Annotated in this window: 17 protein-coding genes; 4 read left to right on the forward strand and 13 right to left on the reverse strand. The window is 64.7% G+C overall.

Annotated features, from left to right (window positions below):
- Positions 1–139: 139 nt before the first annotated feature.
- Positions 140–1,924 (forward strand): caspase family protein, encoded by a 1,785-nt coding sequence (locus CO669_RS29600; RefSeq protein WP_198964328.1) that lies wholly within the window; start codon positions 140–142, stop codon positions 1,922–1,924.
- Between the two features lie 176 nt (positions 1,925–2,100).
- Here CO669_RS29600 and CO669_RS29605 read toward each other — a convergent pair whose 3' ends face one another.
- The 4 genes from CO669_RS29605 to thiD form a co-directional block, all read right to left on the reverse strand.
- Positions 2,101–3,084, reverse strand: a complete 984-nt coding sequence (locus CO669_RS29605; protein WP_097664512.1) for a threonine/serine dehydratase family protein — start codon at positions 3,082–3,084, stop codon at positions 2,101–2,103.
- 65 nt (positions 3,085–3,149) lie between these two features.
- A complete protein-coding gene (locus CO669_RS29610) occupies positions 3,150–4,193 on the reverse strand; it encodes a glycosyltransferase family 4 protein (protein WP_097664527.1) in 1,044 nt (347 codons plus the stop codon).
- Positions 4,194–4,206: 13 nt separating this feature from the next.
- Positions 4,207–5,019, reverse strand: a complete 813-nt coding sequence (locus CO669_RS29615) for a UDP-2,3-diacylglucosamine diphosphatase (protein WP_097664534.1) — start codon at positions 5,017–5,019, stop codon at positions 4,207–4,209.
- 299 nt (positions 5,020–5,318) lie between these two features.
- On the reverse strand, positions 5,319–6,119 hold the full coding sequence (gene thiD, locus CO669_RS29620; protein WP_097664540.1) for a bifunctional hydroxymethylpyrimidine kinase/phosphomethylpyrimidine kinase: 801 nt from the start codon (positions 6,117–6,119) through the stop codon (positions 5,319–5,321).
- Between the two features lie 346 nt (positions 6,120–6,465).
- Between thiD and CO669_RS29625 the strand changes: the two genes are divergently transcribed.
- Positions 6,466–8,409, forward strand: a complete 1,944-nt coding sequence (locus CO669_RS29625) for a hybrid sensor histidine kinase/response regulator (protein WP_245444567.1) — start codon at positions 6,466–6,468, stop codon at positions 8,407–8,409.
- Between the two features lie 75 nt (positions 8,410–8,484).
- On the forward strand, positions 8,485–8,730 hold the full coding sequence (locus tag CO669_RS29630) for an Lrp/AsnC ligand binding domain-containing protein (RefSeq protein ID WP_018317369.1): 246 nt from the start codon (positions 8,485–8,487) through the stop codon (positions 8,728–8,730).
- A gap of 9 nt (positions 8,731–8,739) precedes the next feature.
- Here CO669_RS29630 and CO669_RS29635 read toward each other — a convergent pair whose 3' ends face one another.
- On the reverse strand, positions 8,740–9,666 hold the full coding sequence (locus CO669_RS29635) for a c-type cytochrome (RefSeq protein ID WP_097664547.1): 927 nt from the start codon (positions 9,664–9,666) through the stop codon (positions 8,740–8,742).
- Positions 9,667–9,821: 155 nt separating this feature from the next.
- Here CO669_RS29635 and CO669_RS29640 point away from each other — a divergent pair, with 155 nt between their 5' ends.
- The gene (locus CO669_RS29640) at positions 9,822–10,238 is read left to right on the forward strand and encodes a CHRD domain-containing protein (protein ID WP_097664548.1); all 417 of its coding nucleotides are present in this window, start codon (positions 9,822–9,824) and stop codon (positions 10,236–10,238) included.
- A 128-nt stretch (positions 10,239–10,366) separates the two neighbouring features.
- Here CO669_RS29640 and CO669_RS29645 read toward each other — a convergent pair whose 3' ends face one another.
- The 8 genes from CO669_RS29645 to CO669_RS29675 form a co-directional block, all read right to left on the reverse strand.
- Positions 10,367–11,650 (reverse strand): cystathionine gamma-synthase family protein, encoded by a 1,284-nt coding sequence (locus CO669_RS29645; RefSeq protein WP_097664549.1) that lies wholly within the window; start codon positions 11,648–11,650, stop codon positions 10,367–10,369.
- 338 nt (positions 11,651–11,988) lie between these two features.
- Positions 11,989–12,435: a c-type cytochrome gene (locus tag CO669_RS29650; RefSeq protein ID WP_097664550.1), complete on the reverse strand. Its 447-nt coding sequence runs from the start codon at positions 12,433–12,435 to the stop codon at positions 11,989–11,991.
- 147 nt (positions 12,436–12,582) lie between these two features.
- Entirely contained in the window at positions 12,583–14,892 is a 2,310-nt protein-coding gene (locus CO669_RS29655) for a xanthine dehydrogenase family protein molybdopterin-binding subunit (protein WP_097664551.1), read from the reverse strand.
- Between the two features lie 160 nt (positions 14,893–15,052).
- Positions 15,053–15,529, reverse strand: a complete 477-nt coding sequence (locus CO669_RS29660) for a GNAT family N-acetyltransferase (protein ID WP_143278759.1) — start codon at positions 15,527–15,529, stop codon at positions 15,053–15,055.
- A 100-nt stretch (positions 15,530–15,629) separates the two neighbouring features.
- The gene (locus tag CO669_RS29665) at positions 15,630–15,905 is read right to left on the reverse strand and encodes a DUF1127 domain-containing protein (protein WP_097664557.1); all 276 of its coding nucleotides are present in this window, start codon (positions 15,903–15,905) and stop codon (positions 15,630–15,632) included.
- A gap of 274 nt (positions 15,906–16,179) precedes the next feature.
- The gene (locus tag CO669_RS35485; RefSeq protein WP_143278760.1) at positions 16,180–16,509 is read right to left on the reverse strand and encodes a hypothetical protein; all 330 of its coding nucleotides are present in this window, start codon (positions 16,507–16,509) and stop codon (positions 16,180–16,182) included.
- A gap of 89 nt (positions 16,510–16,598) precedes the next feature.
- Positions 16,599–18,125, reverse strand: a complete 1,527-nt coding sequence (gene murJ / locus CO669_RS29670) for a murein biosynthesis integral membrane protein MurJ (RefSeq protein ID WP_097664579.1) — start codon at positions 18,123–18,125, stop codon at positions 16,599–16,601.
- A 243-nt stretch (positions 18,126–18,368) separates the two neighbouring features.
- Entirely contained in the window at positions 18,369–19,520 is a 1,152-nt protein-coding gene (locus tag CO669_RS29675) for a DegT/DnrJ/EryC1/StrS family aminotransferase (RefSeq protein WP_198964332.1), read from the reverse strand.
- Positions 19,521–19,556 lie beyond the last annotated feature (36 nt).

Here is a 19,556-nt window from a genome sequence, read left to right on the forward strand (position 1 = left end):
TTCACCATAGCAGGTTCCAAGCGTGATTCAGATCACGCAGAGCCACCATGGTGAGAGGGATCACGGAGTTCAAGCTCGAACGCAGCGAGGCTTCCCCGCAACCAATCTCGCATCGAGATCAGTGCCAAAGGAGCACGCCATGTTCCGCCTAAAGCCTCTGCTGATGACAGCCGGCCTCGTGGGAAGCCTGTACGGCTTCGCCTGCGGCCCCGTTTCCGCGCAAGTCGCCCCCGTCGAGCCCGCTCCCACCGCGCTTCAGGGCCCGGAGCAGCGAGTGGCGCTGGTGATCGGCAATTCGAACTACCAGAACGCGCCGCAGCTCGCCAATCCCGACAACGACGCGCAGTCGATGGCTCAGTTCCTGAACTCCGCCGGCTTCGAGGTGGTTGCCGCCACCGACCTCACCCAGAACGACATGCTCCGTGTGGTGCAGGATTTCTCCGCCAAGGTTTCGGCCCGCGGTCCGAACACGGTGGCGATGGTCTATTACGCCGGCCACGGCGTGCAGCTCGCCGGTGAGAACTATCTCGTTCCCGTCGATGCGAAGGTGTCCAACCCCACCGAGCTCGTCAGCAATTCGGTGCGGCTCGTCGACGTGATGTCGACGCTCGAGACGATCCCGAGCCGCATGCGGATCGTCATCCTCGATGCCTGCCGCAACAACCCCTTCCCTGATGTCAACGACGCCGGCCGCGGCCTTGCCATCGTCGATGCGCCGAACGGCTCGATCGTCGGTTACTCGACCGCACCGGGCGCCGAAGCGCTCGACGGCACGGGCGGCCACAGCCCTTACACGCAGGCCTTCCTGAACACAGCGCGCGAACCCAACGTGCCGATCGAGCAGCTGTTCAAGCGCATCCGCCTGCAGGTGAACCAGTCCACCAGCGGCGCGCAGATCCCGTGGGAGAGCTCCTCGCTCACCTCAGATTTCACCTTCTTCGGTGACACCGCCGTCGCCGCCAACCGCGCGCCGGTGAATACGCCGGTCGTGCAGATGGCCTCCAACCTGCCGAGCCGCTCGACCCGCCAGGCCTATGACTACGTCGTGTCCGAGGGACGCCCGGAATATTATCAGGAGTTCATCCAGATGTATCCGCACGACCCGCTGTGCGACCACGTCCGCTGGCTGCTGAACAACATCCTGCTGTCGCAGGCCTGGCACAAGGCGGTGCTGGCGAACTCCCCGCTCGCCTACAAGAACTTCTACAACAGCTACAGCAACACGCCCTATGCGAAGGTCGCGCTGAGCCTCGAAGCCCAGCCGAAGCAGATCCCCCTGATGCAGGCCACCAAGTTCCTGGCACCGCAGAACATTGCTCCGACCTTCAAGATCGGCAATCTCGGCCAGCCCAAATACATGCCGCTGCAGCAGGGCAATAATGGCGGCCAGATCAATGGCAACCTCCCGGGCGTGCAGAAGCTGGGCGATAACAACGGCATCGGCAAGCTCGGCAATGGCGGCCAGATCGTCAACCTGCCCTCGGGCAACAACAACCAGCCGAACGGCACGCCGTCGCAGGCCCCGGGCAAGATCGTCACCCTGCCCGCGCCGACCAACACCACCAACAACAATAACGGCATCGGCAAGATCGTGACCCTGCCGGCGACGAACAACAAGCCTGATAGCGGCAACGTCAACGGCAAGCCGGGCAAGATCGTGAGCATGCCGGTCAACGTCGGCAAGGGCGGCACGAATGTCGAGACCAAGCCGGTAGTCCAGACTCAGAACAACCCGATCCGCGTCAACAACGGCGTGAAGATCAACAACAACCCGGTGAACAAGGTGCAGGTGCAGAACAACAATCGCCCGCAGTTCAACACGACCAACCGCATGGTCAACAGCGGTGGCAGCAACTTCCGCCAGTCGATGAACCAGGCGCCCAGCATGGGCGGCGGCAACAACCACCGCGGCTTCATGCACTGATCGCAGCGGGTAAACAACAAAGGGGCAGAGCGGAAACGCTCTGCCCCTTCTTCATGTCGCCCCTCGAAGATCGTCAGTCCGGGATGCGCCGTGAGGCGCAGGCCCAAAATCCCGTGCAGCAGAAACGGCGGAGAAGTGGATTCCGGGTTCTCGCTTCGCGAGCCCCGGAATGACGGCTAGGCCACCAGCTCGGCGAACAGATCCGCATCGACATTGCCGCCGGAGAGCACGATGACGACGTTCTTGCCGGCGACGTCGAGGCGGCCGGCCAGCAGCGCGGCGAGCCCGACCGCGCCGCCCGGTTCGACCACGAGCTTCAGCTCGCGATAGGCGAAGGCGACGGCGGCGCCGACTTCCTTGTCCGAGGCCGTGACGCCGCGCGCCAGCAGCTTGCTGTTGATTGCAAACGTCATCTCGCCGGGGATCAGCGCCATCAGCGCATCGCAGATGGTGCGGCCCGCAGGCCCATGCGGCTCGCGATGGCCCGCGGTCAGCGAAAGACCGTGATCGTCGAACGCCTCGGGCTCGGCCACGACGATCTCGGCGCGCGGATAGCGCGCCTTCACGGCAGTCGCGACGCCCGCGATGAGGCCCCCGCCGGACGCGGGCGCGACCACGATGTCGGGGCTAAGGCCAAGGCTCGCCATGTCCTCCGCGATCTCGCGGCCGGCGGTGCCCTGGCCTGCGATCACGAAGGGATCGTCATAGGGTCTCACCAGCGTCGCACCGCGCTTCTCGGCGATGCCGCGCGAGATCGCCTCGCGGTCGTCCTTGTCGCGATCGTAGAGCACGACTTCGGCGCCGTAGGATTTGGTGCGCTCGCGCTTGGACAGCGGCGCATCCGCGGGCATCACGATGGTTGCCTGCATGTCGAGGATCTTTGCCGCCGCGGCCACGCCTTGCGCATGGTTGCCGGAGGAGAACGCGACCACGCCGCCGGCGCGCTTGTCCTGCGGGATCGAGAACACCTTGTTGAAGGCACCGCGGAACTTGAAGGAGCCGGTGCGCTGGAGCATCTCCGGCTTCAAAAACACCTTCGCGCCGACGCGCTCGTTGAGCACGGGAAAGGACAGCAGCGGGGTGCGGATGGCGTAGGGCGCAATCACGCGCGCTGCGGCGTCGATATCGGCAGGGCCGATCGGGAGGAGCTGTTCGGTCATGGCGGAATGTTATCGCGGCCGATGAGGCCCGGGCAAGACATCTCCGCGCGAGGATTTTATCCTCGTCAGGCCACGAAGCGTGGCAGTTCCGCGCCGTTTCGCCCCGGCAGCACCGCGCCGACCGCCAAAATGCTGTCGATAAAGACCCGGGCCGAGGCCTCCCAGGTGTAATTGGCGGCGAAGGCGACGCAGTCCTGCCGGGAAACGCCAAGCGCGGTGAAGCAGGCATTGCGCAGATCGTGATCGAGCGCACCGACCGGGGCATCGCCGATCACGTCGCGCGGGCCCTTCACCGGAAAGGCCGCCACCGGCAGGCCGCTGGCGAGTGCTTCCAGCAGAACGAGGCCGAATGTGTCGGTCTTGCTCGGGAAGACGAAAACGTCGGCTGCCGCGTAGATGTCTGCCAGTTCCTCGCCGTGCTTTTCGCCCAGGAAGATCGCGTCGGGATAGGCCTCTTCCAGCGCGGCGCGTGCCGGGCCATCGCCGACGATCACCTTGGTGCCGGGCAGGTCGAGGTCGAGGAAGGCCTCGAGATTCTTCTCCACCGCGACGCGGCCGACCGACAGGAACACCGGTGCCGGCAGGCAGAGATCGACGGCACGCGGGTGGAACAGGCCGGTGTCGACGCCGCGCGGCCACAGCAGGACATTGTCGAAGCCGCGCTCGGTCAGCTCGCGGGCGAGCGCCGGCGTTGCCGCCATCACGGCACGGCTGGGGCTGTGGAAACGGCGCAGCGCCCGCCAGATCAGCGAGCCCGGCACCGGCACGCGGGCGCGGACATATTCGGGGAAGCGGGTGTGGAAACTGGTCGTGAACGGCAGCTTGCGCTGGCGGCAATAGCGGCGGACCATCAGGCCGATCGGCCCCTCCGTCGCGATGTGGATGCTGTCGGGCCGCGCCTCCCCGATCAGCTTCGCGATCCGTGCCGGGCGGGGCATCGCCAGGCGCACGTCGCGATAGCTCGGCATGGCGAAGGTGCGGAACGATTGCGGCGTCAGGAACGTGAAGTCGACGCCGAGCCCTTCGGCAGCGTCTGCAAGCTTGGTCAGCGTCCGAACCACACCGTTGACTTGCGGGTGCCAGGCGTCGGTCGCGACCAGGATGCGCATCGGGCGGCCTCCGTTATGCAGCTCTGGCTGCAACCTGCGGGACGGCTGCCGGCTTCTGCAGATGATCCGCCCAGGTGATGATCTCGAAATGACCGTCGTCGTGCTCGACGAGCGCCGTGCAGCTCTCGACCCAGTCGCCGCAATTCATGTAGCGAATGCCGCCCTCGTCGCGGATCACCGCGTAGTGGATGTGGCCGCAGATCACACCATCGGCGTCGTGGCGCCGCGACTCCGCGGCGAGCGCCTGCTCGAACGCGCCGATGTAATTGACGGCGTTCTTGACCTTCTGCTTGGCCCATTGCGACAGCGACCAATAGGGCACCTTGAACAGGCGGCGGAAGAAGTTGACGAAGCGATTCATCTGGATCGCGAAGTCGTAAGCCTTGTCGCCGAGATGGGCGAGCCAGCGCGCGTTCTGCACCACGAGATCGAAGATGTCGCCGTGGATGACGAGGTAGCGCTTGCCGTCCGCGCCGGTGTGGACGGTGTTTTCGACGACGTCGATGCCGCCGAAATGCGTGCCGTAATAGTTGCGCAGGAACTCGTCGTGATTGCCTGGGATGTAGATGACCTTGGCGCCCTTGCGCGCCTTGCGGAGCAGCTTCTGCACGAGGTCGTTGTGCGACTGCGGCCAGTGCCAGCTGGACTTCAGCGCCCAGCCATCGACGATGTCGCCGACCAGATAGATCGTATCGGCGTCGTGGTAGCGCAGGAAGTCGAGCAGAAGATCGGCTTGAGAACCGCGGGCTCCGAGATGAACGTCGGAGATGAACAAGGTGCGAAAGCGCCGCTCCGGGCTCTCGTCACTCACATCGTAACTTCCCATGCGCGCCAGCCTGTAACAATGTCCCGTGACAGGGGGATGACCGATTGAACTTTTGAGGCACCTTCAGATACGAATCACGCCTTGCCTCGCCCTCCCCGCGAATATCAGTCGCATGCGACAATCAGGCGACATGGCGCCACAGCGGCATCCGCAAAAAGCCGCCCCTCCCCTGGGAGGGTGGGATCATCGCATGTGAACCTTCGTTGAGAGCCCGTCCTGCCCGGGCTTGTCCCGGCCATCACGATGGAGACCACCGTGCAAAAAGCATGGGACGGCCGCGGCTTGCGCGGACGGCCGCGTCAGTAGAATTTGTGGAAATGATGGACGGGCCCGTGGCCGTGTCCGACGCTGAAGCGGTCGGCGGCTGCGATGGCCGCGCTGATCCAGGCCTTGGCGTTGCGCACGGCGCTTGCCAGGTCCTCGCCCTTGGCGAGGCCAGCCGCGACCGCCGAGGATAGCGAGCACCCGGTACCGTGGGTGTTGCGGGTGGCAACACGCGGCGCCGCAAGCGCGATCGTGCTTTCGGACGTGACGAGATAGTCGGTGCTCTCGGCGCCCTCGCCGTGCCCGCCCTTGATCAGGACCGCACGGCAGCCCAGCGCCAGCAAGCGCCGCCCCTGGCTCTCGATCTCCGCCTCGTTCGCCGCAACAGGCTCGTCGAGCAGAGCCGCGGCCTCCGGCAAGTTCGGTGTGATCACCGAGGCCAGCGGCATCAGCCTGGTGCGCAGCGCGTCGACGGCCTCGGATGCCAGCAGACGGTCGCCGGAGGTTGCGACCATCACGGGGTCGAGCACGATGTGCCGCGGGTTCCAGCGCGTCAGCGCCGCCGCGATCGCATCGATGCTGGCGACCTGGGCCACCATGCCGATCTTCACGGCGCCAATGTCGAGATCGGAGAACACCGCATCGATCTGCGCGGTGACGAAATCCGCCGGCACGGCGCTAATGCCTGTGACGCCGCGCGTGTTCTGCGCGGTCAGGGCCGTGATGGCGGACGCGCCATAGACGCCGAGGGCGGCAAAGGTCTTCAGGTCGGCCTGGATGCCGGCGCCGCCGCTCGAATCGGAACCGGCGATGGTGAGTGCGACCGGGGTCGTCATCGACGGGCACATTTGCTGGATTGGAACGCCATGGCCCGTCCTAGCGCGACCGCGGAACTCCAGCAAGCGCTTGCCGAGCCGCGACGGGCCGTGATTCGCGACACCGCGTGGTCCCGCGGGTCGGGCGGGCCGAGCACGGCCTCCGGGCCCAAGGGTGGGGCACGAAAATGCAACCACGCCGAACCCTTGGTATAGTCGCGAACCTGCTTCGCCGATGCGTGAGACGTCAGTGGTGGAACTGTCCGGCGACACCGATGTCGCGGGCCGCCCCGGCCCGCAAGCCGCCTGAAATGGAATCCTGGGGTGGAAGATGTGGGCCTTTTTTGAACGTCTCCTCGACTCGTCCATGCTCTCTCCGCACGGCATCTGCCTGTTGTGGGAGCCTGAGCTGATCTGGCTTCACGTCGTATCCGACGCCTGCATCGCCGCCGCCTATTTCTCGATCCCGTTTGCGCTCGCGATCCTCGTTACCAAGCGGCGCGATCTCAAATTCGGCTGGGTCTATTGGGCCTTTGCGATCTTCATCATGGCGTGCGGCCTCACGCATGTGCTGTCGATCTACGCGCTCTGGGTCCCGATCTACGGCATCGAGGGCATCGTCAAGGCGGCGACCGCGGTGGCGTCGGTGATGACGGCGGGCGCGCTCTGGCCGCTGTTGCCGAAGATCCTGACGATCCCCTCGCCGTTCGAGCTGCGGCAGGTCCAGGCCGCGCTCGAGGAAGAGGAAATCAAGAGCCGGGACGCCACGCTGCTGCTCCAGCAGGTCAGGGATGCGCAGCGTGCGATGCGCGACAGCGTGGCGCGCCTCACGGCCATCGTCGAGACCGCGGTCGACGGCGTCATCCTGCTCGATGCGCAGGACCGCATTCTGCTGTTCAATCCGGCCTGCGAGCGCCTGTTCGGCTACTCCGCCGACGAGGTCATGGGCAGGAACGTCGGGATGCTGATGCCAGAGACGGTCGCCGCACCCGACGGCCAGGCAAGGCAGTTCGCGACTGCCGGCGAGGCCACCGGCCTGCGCAAGGACGGATCGACCTTTCCGATGGAGCTGTCGGTCGGCCAGGCGCGGCAGGACGGCGAATTGATCTTCGTCGGCATCGTCCACGACCTGACGGCGCGCAAGCTGACGGAGCAGCAGCTTCAGCAGGCGCAGAAGATGGAGACGGTCGGCCAGCTCTCCGGCGGCATCGCTCACGACTTCAACAACCTGCTCACCGTCATCATCGGCAACGCCGAGCATCTGAGCGAGCAGCTGAAGCCGAGGCCCGACCTGCGGCGCTTTGCCGACGACATCGCCCAATCGGGAGAACGAGGCGCAGAGCTGACGCAGCGCCTGCTCGCATTCAGTCGCCGTCAATTGCTGCAGCCGCAGACGATCGATTGCCGGAGCCTGCTCGAATCCATGTTCAAGCTGCTCAAGCGCACCTTGCGCGAGGACATCGAGATCAAGACGAGCTCCGGGCTCGGCACCATCCAGGCCTTCGCCGACCGCGCCCAGCTCGAATCCGCCGTACTGAACCTTGCGCTCAACGCCCAGGACGCCATGCCGGCCGGAGGTCACCTGACCCTGAGCACGGAATTGACCACGCTCGATGAGGACTATCGCGCCCTTCACCCCGAAGTCGCAGCCGGGGCTTATGCGTTGATCTCGATCACCGATGACGGCGACGGCATGACGCCGGAGGTCGCCCGGCGCGCCTTCGAACCGTTCTTCACCACCAAGGAGGTCGGCAGGGGCTCCGGGCTCGGCCTCAGCATGGTCTATGGCTTCGCCAAGCAATCGAACGGCCACGTCACGATCTACAGCGAGCCAGGCCTCGGCACGACCGTCCGAATCTACCTGCCCCGCGCAGATGCCGGGCCGTCACAGGCCGAGCTTTCCGATGCCGAGGACGCGGCACCGCGCGGATACGAGACGATCCTGATTGCCGAGGACGACCCGTTCGTTCGGTCATCCGCCATCCGCAGGGTGGAAGCCCTGGGATATCGTGTCGTTGCCGCGGTCAACGGCAAGGAGGCCCTGCAGCAGCTGCGCACCGACCCCAGCATCGACATGCTGTTCACCGACATTGTGATGCCTGGCGGCATGAGCGGCTGGGACCTCGCCGACCAGGCGCGGCGGATTCGCCCCTCGCTGCCGGTCCTGTTCACCTCGGGCTACGCGCTGGAGACCCTGGTCGAGCAGGGCCAGGCGCATGCGCAGGCGATCGTGCTGACCAAGCCCTACCGCAAGATCGAGCTCGCCCAGCGGCTCAGAGAGGCGTTCGCGGCCGCGACCGTGGCGTCTTGAAACCCGTCAAGTCTGCTTGCCAAATCCTGCCGGTTTTGGCCTATTGGCCGCCAGATATGTCTTGGAGTGCCCGCGATGGTTCCTTTCTTCGTTCAGATCAAATGCAAGCTCGGCCAGTCCTACACGGTCGCCAACGCGCTTGCCGAAGCCGAGATCGCGTCCGAGATCTACTCCACGGCCGGCCAATACGACCTCCTGGTGAAATTCTACGTCGACAAGGACACCGACATCGGCCATTTCGTCAACGAGAAGGTGCAGGTGCTGCCGGGCATCCAGGACACCCTCACCATCATCACCTTCAAGGCGTTTGGCGCGAGCTGAGCTCGCGCGCTAACCGGCTTCCTTGCGCTTGGGCCGCGGCGGCCCTTCCACGGGCGGCAGCGATTTGAGGTACTCCGCCATCGCGGCAATATCCTCGTCGGACAATTGCGAGGTGTTCTTGATCACGCGGGTCATCGCGCCGCCGACGCTGTCGCCGTCGGGCAATTCGCCGTTCTTCAGGAAATAGGCAATATCCTTCACGCTCCATTCGCCAAGGCGCTTCTGGGTGATGTTGGGCACCCAGCCCTCGCCTTCCGGATTCGGCCCGCCGGCGAAGCGCTGGCTGGCGATGATGCCGCCGAGCGCGTTGCGCGGGCTGTGGCATTCGGCGCAATGGCCGAAGCTGTTGACGAGATAGGCGCCGCGATTGAGCTGCGGCGACCTGGCGCCGTCGGCAAGAACCGGCTTGTCGTCCAGAAACAGGAATTTCCAGATGCCGACATTGCGCCGGATGTTGAAGGGGAAACGCATGTCGTGATCGCGCACCTTGCCGGTCACGGGCGGCAGCGTCTTCAGATAAGCGAAGAGATCGAGCACGTCCTCGCGCCTGGCATGCTGATAGGACGTGTAGGGAAAGGCGGGAAAATAATGCTGCCCGCCCGGCGAAACGCCGTGCATCACCGCATTGACGAAGTCGGCTTCCGTCCATTTGCCGATACCGTCGTTCGGATCAGGCGAGATGTTCGGCGCGTAGAACGTTCCGAACGGCGACTTGATCGCAACGCCGCCGCCGAGCTTGACGCGATCGGCCTGGTCGGGCGTGGCATGGCAGGAGGCGCAGCCCCCGGCGTTGAACATGGTCTCGCCATTGGCAAGGTTGGCCACATGGGCCGGCGCGTTGCCGGCGGCCGCCACCACCGGCGCGCTCAGCCACCAATAGACGCCCACGGCAGCGACCAGCGCGAGCGCTCCAAAGAGAATTGTTCGTTGCAGCATGCGGATCCATTCACTCGTCGCGGCGAACCTAGGGCCGATGTCGTCGCGGCTCCAGCCACGAAGAATTTAGCCCGCCCCGCCCGGAAACGGGAATAAACTGAAATGCCGACTGTTGGAAGTTTGGCAGCCCGAACGGGTTCAGCAGGGAGAACGTCATGAACAAGACCGTCATTGCCGCCTTAGCGCTCGGTGCCATTGCCTTTGCGGCTCCGGCCAGCGCCGAAAAGCTGAAAGCAACGCTCGACGGCAAGTCCGAGGTGCCGGCAACGACCAGCAGCGCCACCGGAACCGCCGATCTGAACTATGATGCCGCCAGCAAGAAGCTGTCGTGGACCGTCACCTATTCCGGGCTCTCCGGCCCCGCCACCGCCGCCCATTTCCACGGTCCCGCGGAGGCCGGCAAGAACGCCGGCGTCGCGATCGCGATCCCGAATGCGACCGCCAGCCCCGTGAAGGGCGAAGCGACGCTGACCGACGCGCAGGCCGCCGATCTGCTCGCCGGCAAGCTCTACGTCAACATTCACACCGCGGCCAACCCTGGCGGCGAGATCCGCGGTCAAGTGACGAAGTAGGTCTCGAGATTGCTTCGTCGCGAAGGCCGGGCGCAGGAGGGGGCGTCCGGCCTTTTCGATTCCGAAGCGGCCAGACTTCGTAGCCCGGATGCAGCGCAGCGCAATCCGGGCTACGCGTTTCGACGCGCTCAAGCCGCGTTCAGCGCCTGGGCGAGGTCGGCGATCAGGTCGGACGGGTTCTCGATGCCGATCGAGAGCCGGATCGTGGAATCGAGCACGCCGATCTTCCGGCGGATGTCGGCGGGCACGCCGGAATGGGTCATGGTTGCGGGCAGGCTCGCCAGTGACTCGGTGCCGCCGAGGCTCACCGCCAATTTGAGGATCTGCAGCGCGTTGAGGAATTTGACCGCCGCGTCCTTGCCGCCGACGATGTCGAACGAGAAGGTGGATCCCGCCCCCAGGCATTGCCGCGCGAACACGCGGCCGGCGGGCGAGGCCTCCTCGTGATGACCGAGATAGTGAACCTTGGCGACCTTGGGGTGATCGCGCAAGAAATCCGCCACGAGGCGCGCATTGCCGTTGGCTTTCTCCATGCGCAGGCTCAGCGTCTCCAGCGAGCGGTTGATCATCCAGCAGGAATGCGGATCGAGCTGGGTGCCGATGGCACCGCGCAGCGCCTTGATGCCCTTCATGATCGCCTTCGAGCCGAGCGCGGCGCCCGCGATCAGGTCGGAATGGCCGCCGACATATTTCGTCAGCGAGTACAGCGACAAATCCGCACCATGCTCGATCGGCCGTTGAAACACCGGGCCGAGCAGCGTGTTGTCGCAGGCGATGATCGGTGTATGTCCCTGCGCCTTGCCGATGGCATCGGCGATGCGACGGATCATGGCGACGTCGACGAGGCCGTTGGTCGGATTGGCCGGCGTCTCGATCAGGATCATCGAGACGCGGCCCTTGGCCATGGCCTCTTCAGAGGCCTGCTTGACGGCGGCCTCGTCGATCCCGTCGGCAAAGCCGACGGCGCCGATCGACAGACGCGACAGCGTGTTGGTCAGCAGCGTTTCGGTCCCGCCATAGAGCGGCTGCGAATGCAGGATGACGTCGCCGGGGCGGACGAAGGCGAGGATCGTGGTCGCGATCGCCGCCATGCCGGACGAGAACAGCGCGCAGCTTTCGGTGCGCTCGTAGATCGCAAGCCTGTCCTCGACGATCTCGCTGTTGGGATGATTGAAGCGCGAATAGACGAGGCCCGCGCCCATGCCCTCCGGCGGCTCGCGCCGGCCGGCGACGAAATCGAAAAAGTCCTGCCCGTCGTCGGCGGTCTTGAACACGAAGGTGGAGGTCAGGAATACCGGCGGCTTGATCGCACCTTCCGACAATTGCGGATCATAGCCATAGGTCAGCATCAGCGTCTCAGGATGCAGCATGTGGTTGCCGATATGGGTCTTCGACGGGAACGGTTTCACCATGGCCTGTCTCGCTGTTGGATCCTCGCCGCGCGCTGGAGCTCCCGCTGTCATAAGACAGTCAGGAACGAGATACGCCTTGTCGCATCAACGCTACGGCCATTGCCGTGAACATAGCTGCTCCGGCAGCGATCCGTCAGGCCTTGCGAATCGAAAAAGGGCGGCTGCTTTCGCAACCGCCCCTCGTGATTCCTGTAGCCCGGATGGAGCGTAAGCGTAATCCGGGATGGACTTTCAACCCGGATAGACCCCCGGATTGCGCGGAGCCTGTCATCGGGCGGCGCTTTGCGCCGACCCGTTGGCTCCATCCGGGCTACGAAGCTTTATCCCAGCTGCTCGCCTCAGCTGTTCTTGACGCGGAACGTCTCGTGGCAACCGCCGCATTCCTTGCCGACGGCCGGGAAATTCGCCTTGAGCGAATCCAGGTCCTTGATCTTGCCCTTGGCCTCGCTGACGACCTTGGCGAAGCTTGCGATCTTGGCGTCGAAGCCGGCCTTGTCCTCCCAGACCTTCGGCGAGGTCGAATAGTCGCCGTCGAGCTTCACGCCCTTGGCGCTGGCCGGAAACAGGTTCGGCAGCTTCTTGGCGGTATCCTCGAACTGCGCCAGCGCGCTGTCCACGGTCGCCTGATCGTAGGGCTTCTCGCCCTTGACCATCGCCGACACCGCGCCGGCGTTCTTGCCGTTGCCCTTCATGAGGGTCTGGACTTCCTTGACGGAGTCCTGTTGCGCCCAAACGGCGCCCATCCCGAGCAGCAGCGCGCCCCCAACAATCAACACTCGCTTCATTCGCAAAATCCCTTTCCTTGATCTCAGGATCGTGCCGACCCCTCCATGGGCCAACACCGATTGGCAGATTTCATTCCTCCGGAGCGCGACGATAAATCGTCGCACGCCGTTCAATTGGTGGGCAGACGCGGCCGCGTCTGCTCGATGTTACAGGCTGTGACGGCGATGGTGCTCGTGGATCGCGATCCATACCCGCTCGGGGGTCGCCGGCATGTCGATGTGGTCGATCTTGTATTCGCGCCAGAGCGCATCGACGATGGCGTTGACGACGGCCGGACAGGAGCCGATCGCGCCGGCCTCGCCTGCCCCCTTCACGCCCATCGGATTGGTCTTGCAGGGGACGTTGGCGGTCTCGAACACGAAGGCCGGCCCGTCCGCCGCCCGCGGCAACGCGTAGTCCATGAAGGTTGCGGTGATGAGCTGGCCGTCGGTCGCACCATAGACCACCTGCTCCATCAGGGCCTGGCCGATGCCCTGCATGGCGCCGCCATGGACCTGGCCGGCCAGCAGCAGCGGATTGAGCGTCTTGCCGAAATCGTCGACGATCACGTAGTTGACGATCTTGATGATGCCGGTGGCCGGATCGATCTCGACCTCCGCGACATGGGTGCCGTTGGGATAGGTGCCGTCGGCGCTGGCGAAGGTCGCACTGCCGTTCAGCTTCGACGGATCGACGCCGGGCCGCTTGGCGAGATCGGCGAACGAGATCGAGCGGTCGGTGCCGGCGATGCGCACGATGCCATCGGTGATCTCGAGATCGCCGGCGCTGGCTTCCAGTGCCTGCGCCGCGATCTCCTTCAGCTTCGAGCCGAGCTCGCGCGTGGCGCGCTCGACGCTGACGCCGCCCGAGGGAATCGAGGCCGAGCCGCCGGTACCGAGGCCCGTTGCGATCTCGTCGGTGTCGCCCTGCCGCACGTGGACGCGCTCGGGCGCGACGCCGAACTGCTCGGCGACGATCTGCGCATAGGCGGTCTGGTGGCCCTGCCCGCTCGACTGGGTGCCGATGAGGACAGTGACGTCGCCATTGGGATCGAGGCGGACATTGGCCGTCTCCTCACCCATCACGCCGCAGATCTCGACATAGCTTGCAAGGCCGATGCCGCGGATCAGGCCGCCCTTCTTGGCCGCCTTGGCACGCTTGGGGAATTCCTTCCACTCGGCGATCTCCATCGCGCGCTTCAGGTGCGCGGCGAAGTCGCCGGAATCGTAGACCTTGCCGGTGGCCGTCTTGTAGGGCAGCGCCTTCGGCGGAATGAAGTTCTTGCGGCGGATGGCATCCGGCGTCATGTCGAGTTTGCGCGCGCAGGCATCGACGAGGCGCTCGATGACATAGGCGGCTTCAGGGCGGCCCGCGCCGCGATAGGCATCCACCGGCACGCTGTGGGTGAAGACCGTGCGCACCCGGCAGTGGAAGGCCTGGATGTCGTAGAGGCCCGGCAGCATGCCGGCGCCGCCATGGGGAATGTAGGGCCCGAAGGTCGACAGATACGCGCCCATGTCGCCCATCAGATCGCAGTCCATCGCCAGAAACTTGCCGTCCTCGGTCAGCGCCATCTTGGCGGTGGTGACGTTGTCGCGGCCCTGCGCATCGCCCATGAAATGCTCGGTGCGGTCGGCCGCCCATTTCACCGTCTTCTTGAGCTTCTTGGCCGCAACCGCCATCAGGGCGTATTCGCGGTACGGGAACAGCTTCGTGCCGAAGCCGCCGCCGACGTCGGGGCAGATCACCCGCATCTTGTCGGTGGGAATGTTGAGCACGTTCTGGCACAGGATGTCGCGCAGCCGATGGCTGCCCTGGCTGCCGATCGTGAGCGTCAGATGGTCGCGCTTGGCATCGTATTCGCAGACCGCCGCGCGCGTCTCCATGAAGCTCGCGACCACGCGCGGATTGACGATGGATATCTCGGCGACTGCATGCGCCTTGGCGAAGGCGGCTTCGGTTGCGGCCTTGTCGCCGATCGAGACGTCGAACAGCACGTTGCCTGATTTGTCAGGCCAGACCTGCGGCGCGCCTTTCTTCACCGCGTTGACGACGCCGGTCACCGCCGGCAGCGGCGACCATTTGACGTCGATCGCCTCGATCGCGTCGCGGGCCTGGTCGATGGTCTCGGCAACCACGAAAGCGATGGAATCGCCGACATGGCGCACCTCGCCCGCAGCGAGGATCGGGTAAGGCGGGCCGGTGAACGGATCGGTCTCGAGGTTGAACAGGCAGGGCAGATTGCCGAGATCTGCAACATCATCGGCGGTCAGGATCAGCGCGACGCCGGGCAGGCCGCGGGCGCGGCTCGCATCGATGGTGTATTTGGCATGCGCATGCGGCGAGCGCAGCATCAGGCAGCGCAGCGCAGCCTGCGGCGCATAATCGTCGGTATAGCGGCCCTTGCCGCGGATGAGCGCGTCATCCTCCTTGCGCAGCACGCTTTGGCCAACGCCGAACTTGATGGGAGCCGCCATTGTGTTTTCCCGTTCTCATGGTTGTTTTGCCGGCATATTGCCGTGGAAAAACTGGCAAGGCAAATGGGTTCGGGCCGGCGCTCCCCATTGAGGCCGATGATTCGAAGCTACCCTCGGCGGATCTGGCGCAATCCGGCCGCGTGGCCGCGCCGGAACGGCGTTAGTGGCTCAATTTCCTAACCATAAGATACCTGTCGTACGTGGCATCGCCTATGCGGACGGCCCCGAGATCCGTGCCGTAGATTTCAAATCCGTTGCGCTTGTAGGTCCTGATTGCAGCGGTTGCTTCGACCAGGACGGCAAGATGCACCTGCTCGACGCGTGCTTCGGCATGAGCAAGGAGCTCCTTGACGAGCCGATCTCCGAAACCCTGACCTCGGCCATCTTCCCTCACGTAAACCGTGAAGATGTGGCCCCGGTGCAGCGATCGCCGATCTGGCGAGACATAGAAGCCCGCGACGCCCATTAAGCCCCCGCATTCGAATGCGCCGAGGACCGTTCCAGCCAGCCAACGGCGATAGGCCGCCAACATCCCTTCCCCGCCCTCGTCCTCTTCAGGAGAACCGAAGGTTTGAGGATGCGTCCGCAGCGCCTCCGCGCGAATGCCGCGAAAGAGTTCGAGATCATCGGCAGTCAATCGCCGGATTTCCACGTCTGCCCGAGCACTGGCAGCATGCGATATCACGATCGTCGCCTTTCCATTGTCGCAGCGAAGATTGGCAGGGATTGGTGGGCTGTCATATCCCGCCACGGCCCCACAGGGTCCTCGCGCTGTCTCTCAATCTCTCGATGGCGCATTCAGGCACGAGGCTGTCGATCTCGCCGCGCGTCAGACCGATGTCCATCAGCTCCCTGTCGCTCAGGTCCCGCAAGGTGAGGCGTGCGCGCGGCCGCCACTTCTGAAGCGCCCACCAGTATCGCTTGAGCAGACCCAAGACGATGGAAAGGTCGACGCGAAGCCGCGCGGCATCACCCCCCGTCGCGGAGGTGATGTTCGTCTGTTGGGGTGGCATGGGACGCTCCTGCTGTTGTGCCGGCAGGGAGCGTGGCCAAATGAAAAGGCCCCGTCCGATGCCGGCGGGGCCTGGTGGAAAAGATGTCGTCGTCGAAATCCTAGCGCACGACTCCTTCCACGGCCCAGCCGAAGCGGGTCATGTGGTTGAAGGTGACTTTGCGCGAGCATTTAATCATGAGCGATTGCTACCACGGCGATCACGCGAAATCAAGAGATGTGCCGAGGGTGGCCGCATCCTGGAGGCGAGCACGTTGACTCGGTGGCCTTGTCTTTCATCTCTGATTGAACCGGACGGTGCCCTCGGCCGTCGGGCGATTGTCGGATCCGAGAGTGACCCAACTTGGGTTTGCCAGAGCTTGGTTCGGATCGAGCGACTTAGCGACACCACCACCCTGCGGTCTCGGCATTCTCGGATCGAAGCTGACGTTTTCCTCGCGCACCAGGCTGTTGCCAATCCTGACCGAACATCCGGTCTGGTAGTCCCAAACGCCTTCCAGATTAAATTGCGCCCACCGATCCTTGCAGCGATCGCTCGCGATGTAGGGAATAACGACAAGGGTCAGTACGGCGAGGGTTCCAGCTCCAATCCAGAAAACTCGCATGTTGCACATCAGCTCTCAGTTGCGTCGCGACGGTACGACCGCTGCCCCACACAACCATATGTTGTATATCAGATCGAGACCAAGTGAACCTAGCCGCGCACCAGCGACACCAGCCAGCGGCGGCCGAACAACACCAGGATCGCGAGCGCGTAGATGATCGTGCCACCGACGGCGAGCAAAACCAGCATCAATTCGTCCCGGAAGTGCATCGCGCCCAGCCAAGAACCGCTGAAGCGCGCGATCAGCCAGAACGCAGCGGCCAGAATGATTCCGGTCAACAGGAATTTGCCGAGCGACATCAGCCAGGCGCGGTCCAGCACGAGAAAGCCGCGCCGCACCGCGAAGAACAGCACCAGCAGGAGATTGGTCCAGACACCGATGGCGGTTGCCAGCGCGAGACCGATCTGGGCCAGCGATCCCATCAAGGCGACCTTCAGCGCGACGTTGACGGCGATGCCGGTCAGCGACGCCCGCACCGGCGTCGCGGTGTCCTTGCGCGCATAGAATGTCGCGACCGCGCTGCGGATCAGGACAAAGGGGATCAGGCCGATGGCGTAGGCCGCGAGCGTGCCGCCCGCGGCGACAGCGTCGGCCTTGGAGAACGCGCCGCGGGCGAACAGCGCGCGCATGATCTCGTCGGGCACCGTGAGGAAAGCCGCCACGAACGGAATCGAGAACAGCAGCGTGAAATCGAAAGCGCGGCGCTGCGCCTTCATCGCGCCGTCCTGGTCGTTGGCCGTGATCCGTTTCGACATTTCCGGCAACAGCACCGTGCCGATGGCGATGCCGATCACGCCGATCGGGAGCTGGTTGAGCCGGTCGGCGTAATAGAGCGCCGACAATGCGCCTGCGGGCAGGAAGGTTGCGATGATGGTGTCGGCGAACAGCGCCACCTGCGTGCCCATCGAGCCGAGCGTCGCGGGGCCCAGTGCCTTGAAGAAACCGCGCACGTCCTCGTCGAGCTTCAAAGGCGCAAAGCGCGGCAGGCCGCCATGGCGCGCGAGATCGCCGGCCAGCAGGAAATATTGCAGGAAGCCGGAAATGAGCACGCCCCAGGCCGCAGCATGGCCCGCGCTCGGAAACCAGACGGCGACCGCCAGCGTCATCATCATCGAAACGTTCAGGAAGATCGACGCCGCAGCAGCACTGGCGAAACGCTGCATCACGTTGAGCATGCCGCCATAGAGCGTCACCAGCGTGATCAGCAGCAGATAAGGGAAGGTGATCCGGGTCAGCTCGATCGCGAGCTTGCGCTGCTCGGCATCGTCGGAAAAGCCCGGCGCGAGGATGGTCATGGCCTGCGGCATGAACAGCCAGGCAACGATCAGCAGCACCACCTGCGAGGCCAAGAGCAGCGTGAAGATGCGATCGGCGAACAGGTGTGCCGCCGCCTCCCCCTTCTCGCCATGGACATGCGCATAGGCCGGCACCCAGGCGGCGTTAAAGGCGCCCTCGGCGAAGATCGCGCGGAAATGATTGGGCAACCGCAGCGCCACGAAGAAGGCGTCGGCCACGGGCCCGGCGCCGAGGATCGCCGCGAGCATGATGTCGCGGGCAAACCCCGTCACCCGCGAGAGCAGCGTGTATCCGCCAACTGTGAAGATGCGTCCGAGCATGCGGACTGTTTTAGAGCATGGCGCGATTAGGTCTAGGTGCTAGCGGCGAGGAAGGTGTGCCCGGCAATGCCGATTGCTGTGCCCTCTCCCCTTGTGGGAGAGGGCAGCGACGCCAATAGACACAAACTCGATCGGGTGAGGGGTCTCTATCCCAGCATTCCGTGGGGAGAGAGACCCCTCACCCGTCTCGCCGCTGGCGCCGCGAGCCACCCTCTCCCACAAAGGGAGAGGGGAAGAAGAAATTTAGCCCGCGAGCGCGCCGCGCACGGCGGCGATGATTCGCTCCTGGTCGGCTTCGGTCAGATAAGCGTGCATCGGCAGGCTGATGACGTCCTGCGACAGGCTCTCGCAACCCGGCAGGCCGCCGTCTGCGACCGGATACTGCTTGTAGGCGGTCTGCTGGTGCATCGACTTGCCGTAATAAATCGCGGTCGGCACGCCCTGGGCTTTCAGCGCAGCAGCGAAACCATCGCGATCGGTGCCTTTGGGTAGTCGGATCGTGTACTGCGCCCAGACTGAGGTATTGCCCGGCGCCAACCTCGGCACGGTGACCACGTTGGACAGACCTCGCCCATAACGCTCGGCGACCCTGTTGCGGGCGGCGACCTCGTCGTCAAATATCTTGAGCTTCTCGATCAGGATGGCGGCCTGCATGGTGTCGAGCCGGCCAGTGAGGCCGAGGCGGACGTTGTCGTATTTGTCGACGCCCTGCCCGTGCACGCGGATGCTGCGCAAGGTGGCGGCGAGCTCGTCGTCATCGGTGAAGATCGCGCCGCCATCACCGAAGCAGCCGAGCGGCTTGGCCGGGAAGAAGCTGGTCGCGGTGGCAAGCCCGAAGGTGCCGAGCTTGCGGCCCTTGTAGCTCGCACCGAAGCCTTGCGCGGCGTCGTCGAGCACGAACAGGCCCTCGGCCTTGGCGATCTCGGCGATCGCATCGTGGTCGGCGGGCTGGCCGAACAGATCGACCGGAATCACCGCGACCGGCTTGAGGCCGGCCTTGCGCGCAGTCGCGATGCCGCGCTTCAGCGACTCCGGGCTCATGTTGAAACTCGTCTCGTCGACGTCGACATAAACCGGCGTCGCGCCGGTCCGCGCCACCGGTGAGGCCGTTGCAATGAAGGTGAAAGACGGACACAGCACGGCATCGCCGGGCCCGACATTCTTCGCCATCATCACCATCAGGATGGCGTCGGTGCCGCTGGCGCAGCCGATCACGTGCTTGGCGCCGCTATAGGCCGCAAGCTGTTTCTCGAGCTCGGCGACCTCAGGGCCATTGACGAACTGGCAATGGTCCATCACGCGCTTGACCGCAGCATCGAGCGAGGCGCCAAGCCGGCGGCGCTGCGAGGCGACGTCGATGAAGGGAATGGGTTCGGAACGCAGATGCTGGTTCATGGCCGGGTTCTCGGCGCCTTGCTGGTTTTGAGCGAT

It is taken from the genome of Bradyrhizobium sp. Y36 (assembly GCF_002531575.1).
GTDB lineage: Bacteria > Pseudomonadota > Alphaproteobacteria > Rhizobiales > Xanthobacteraceae > Bradyrhizobium.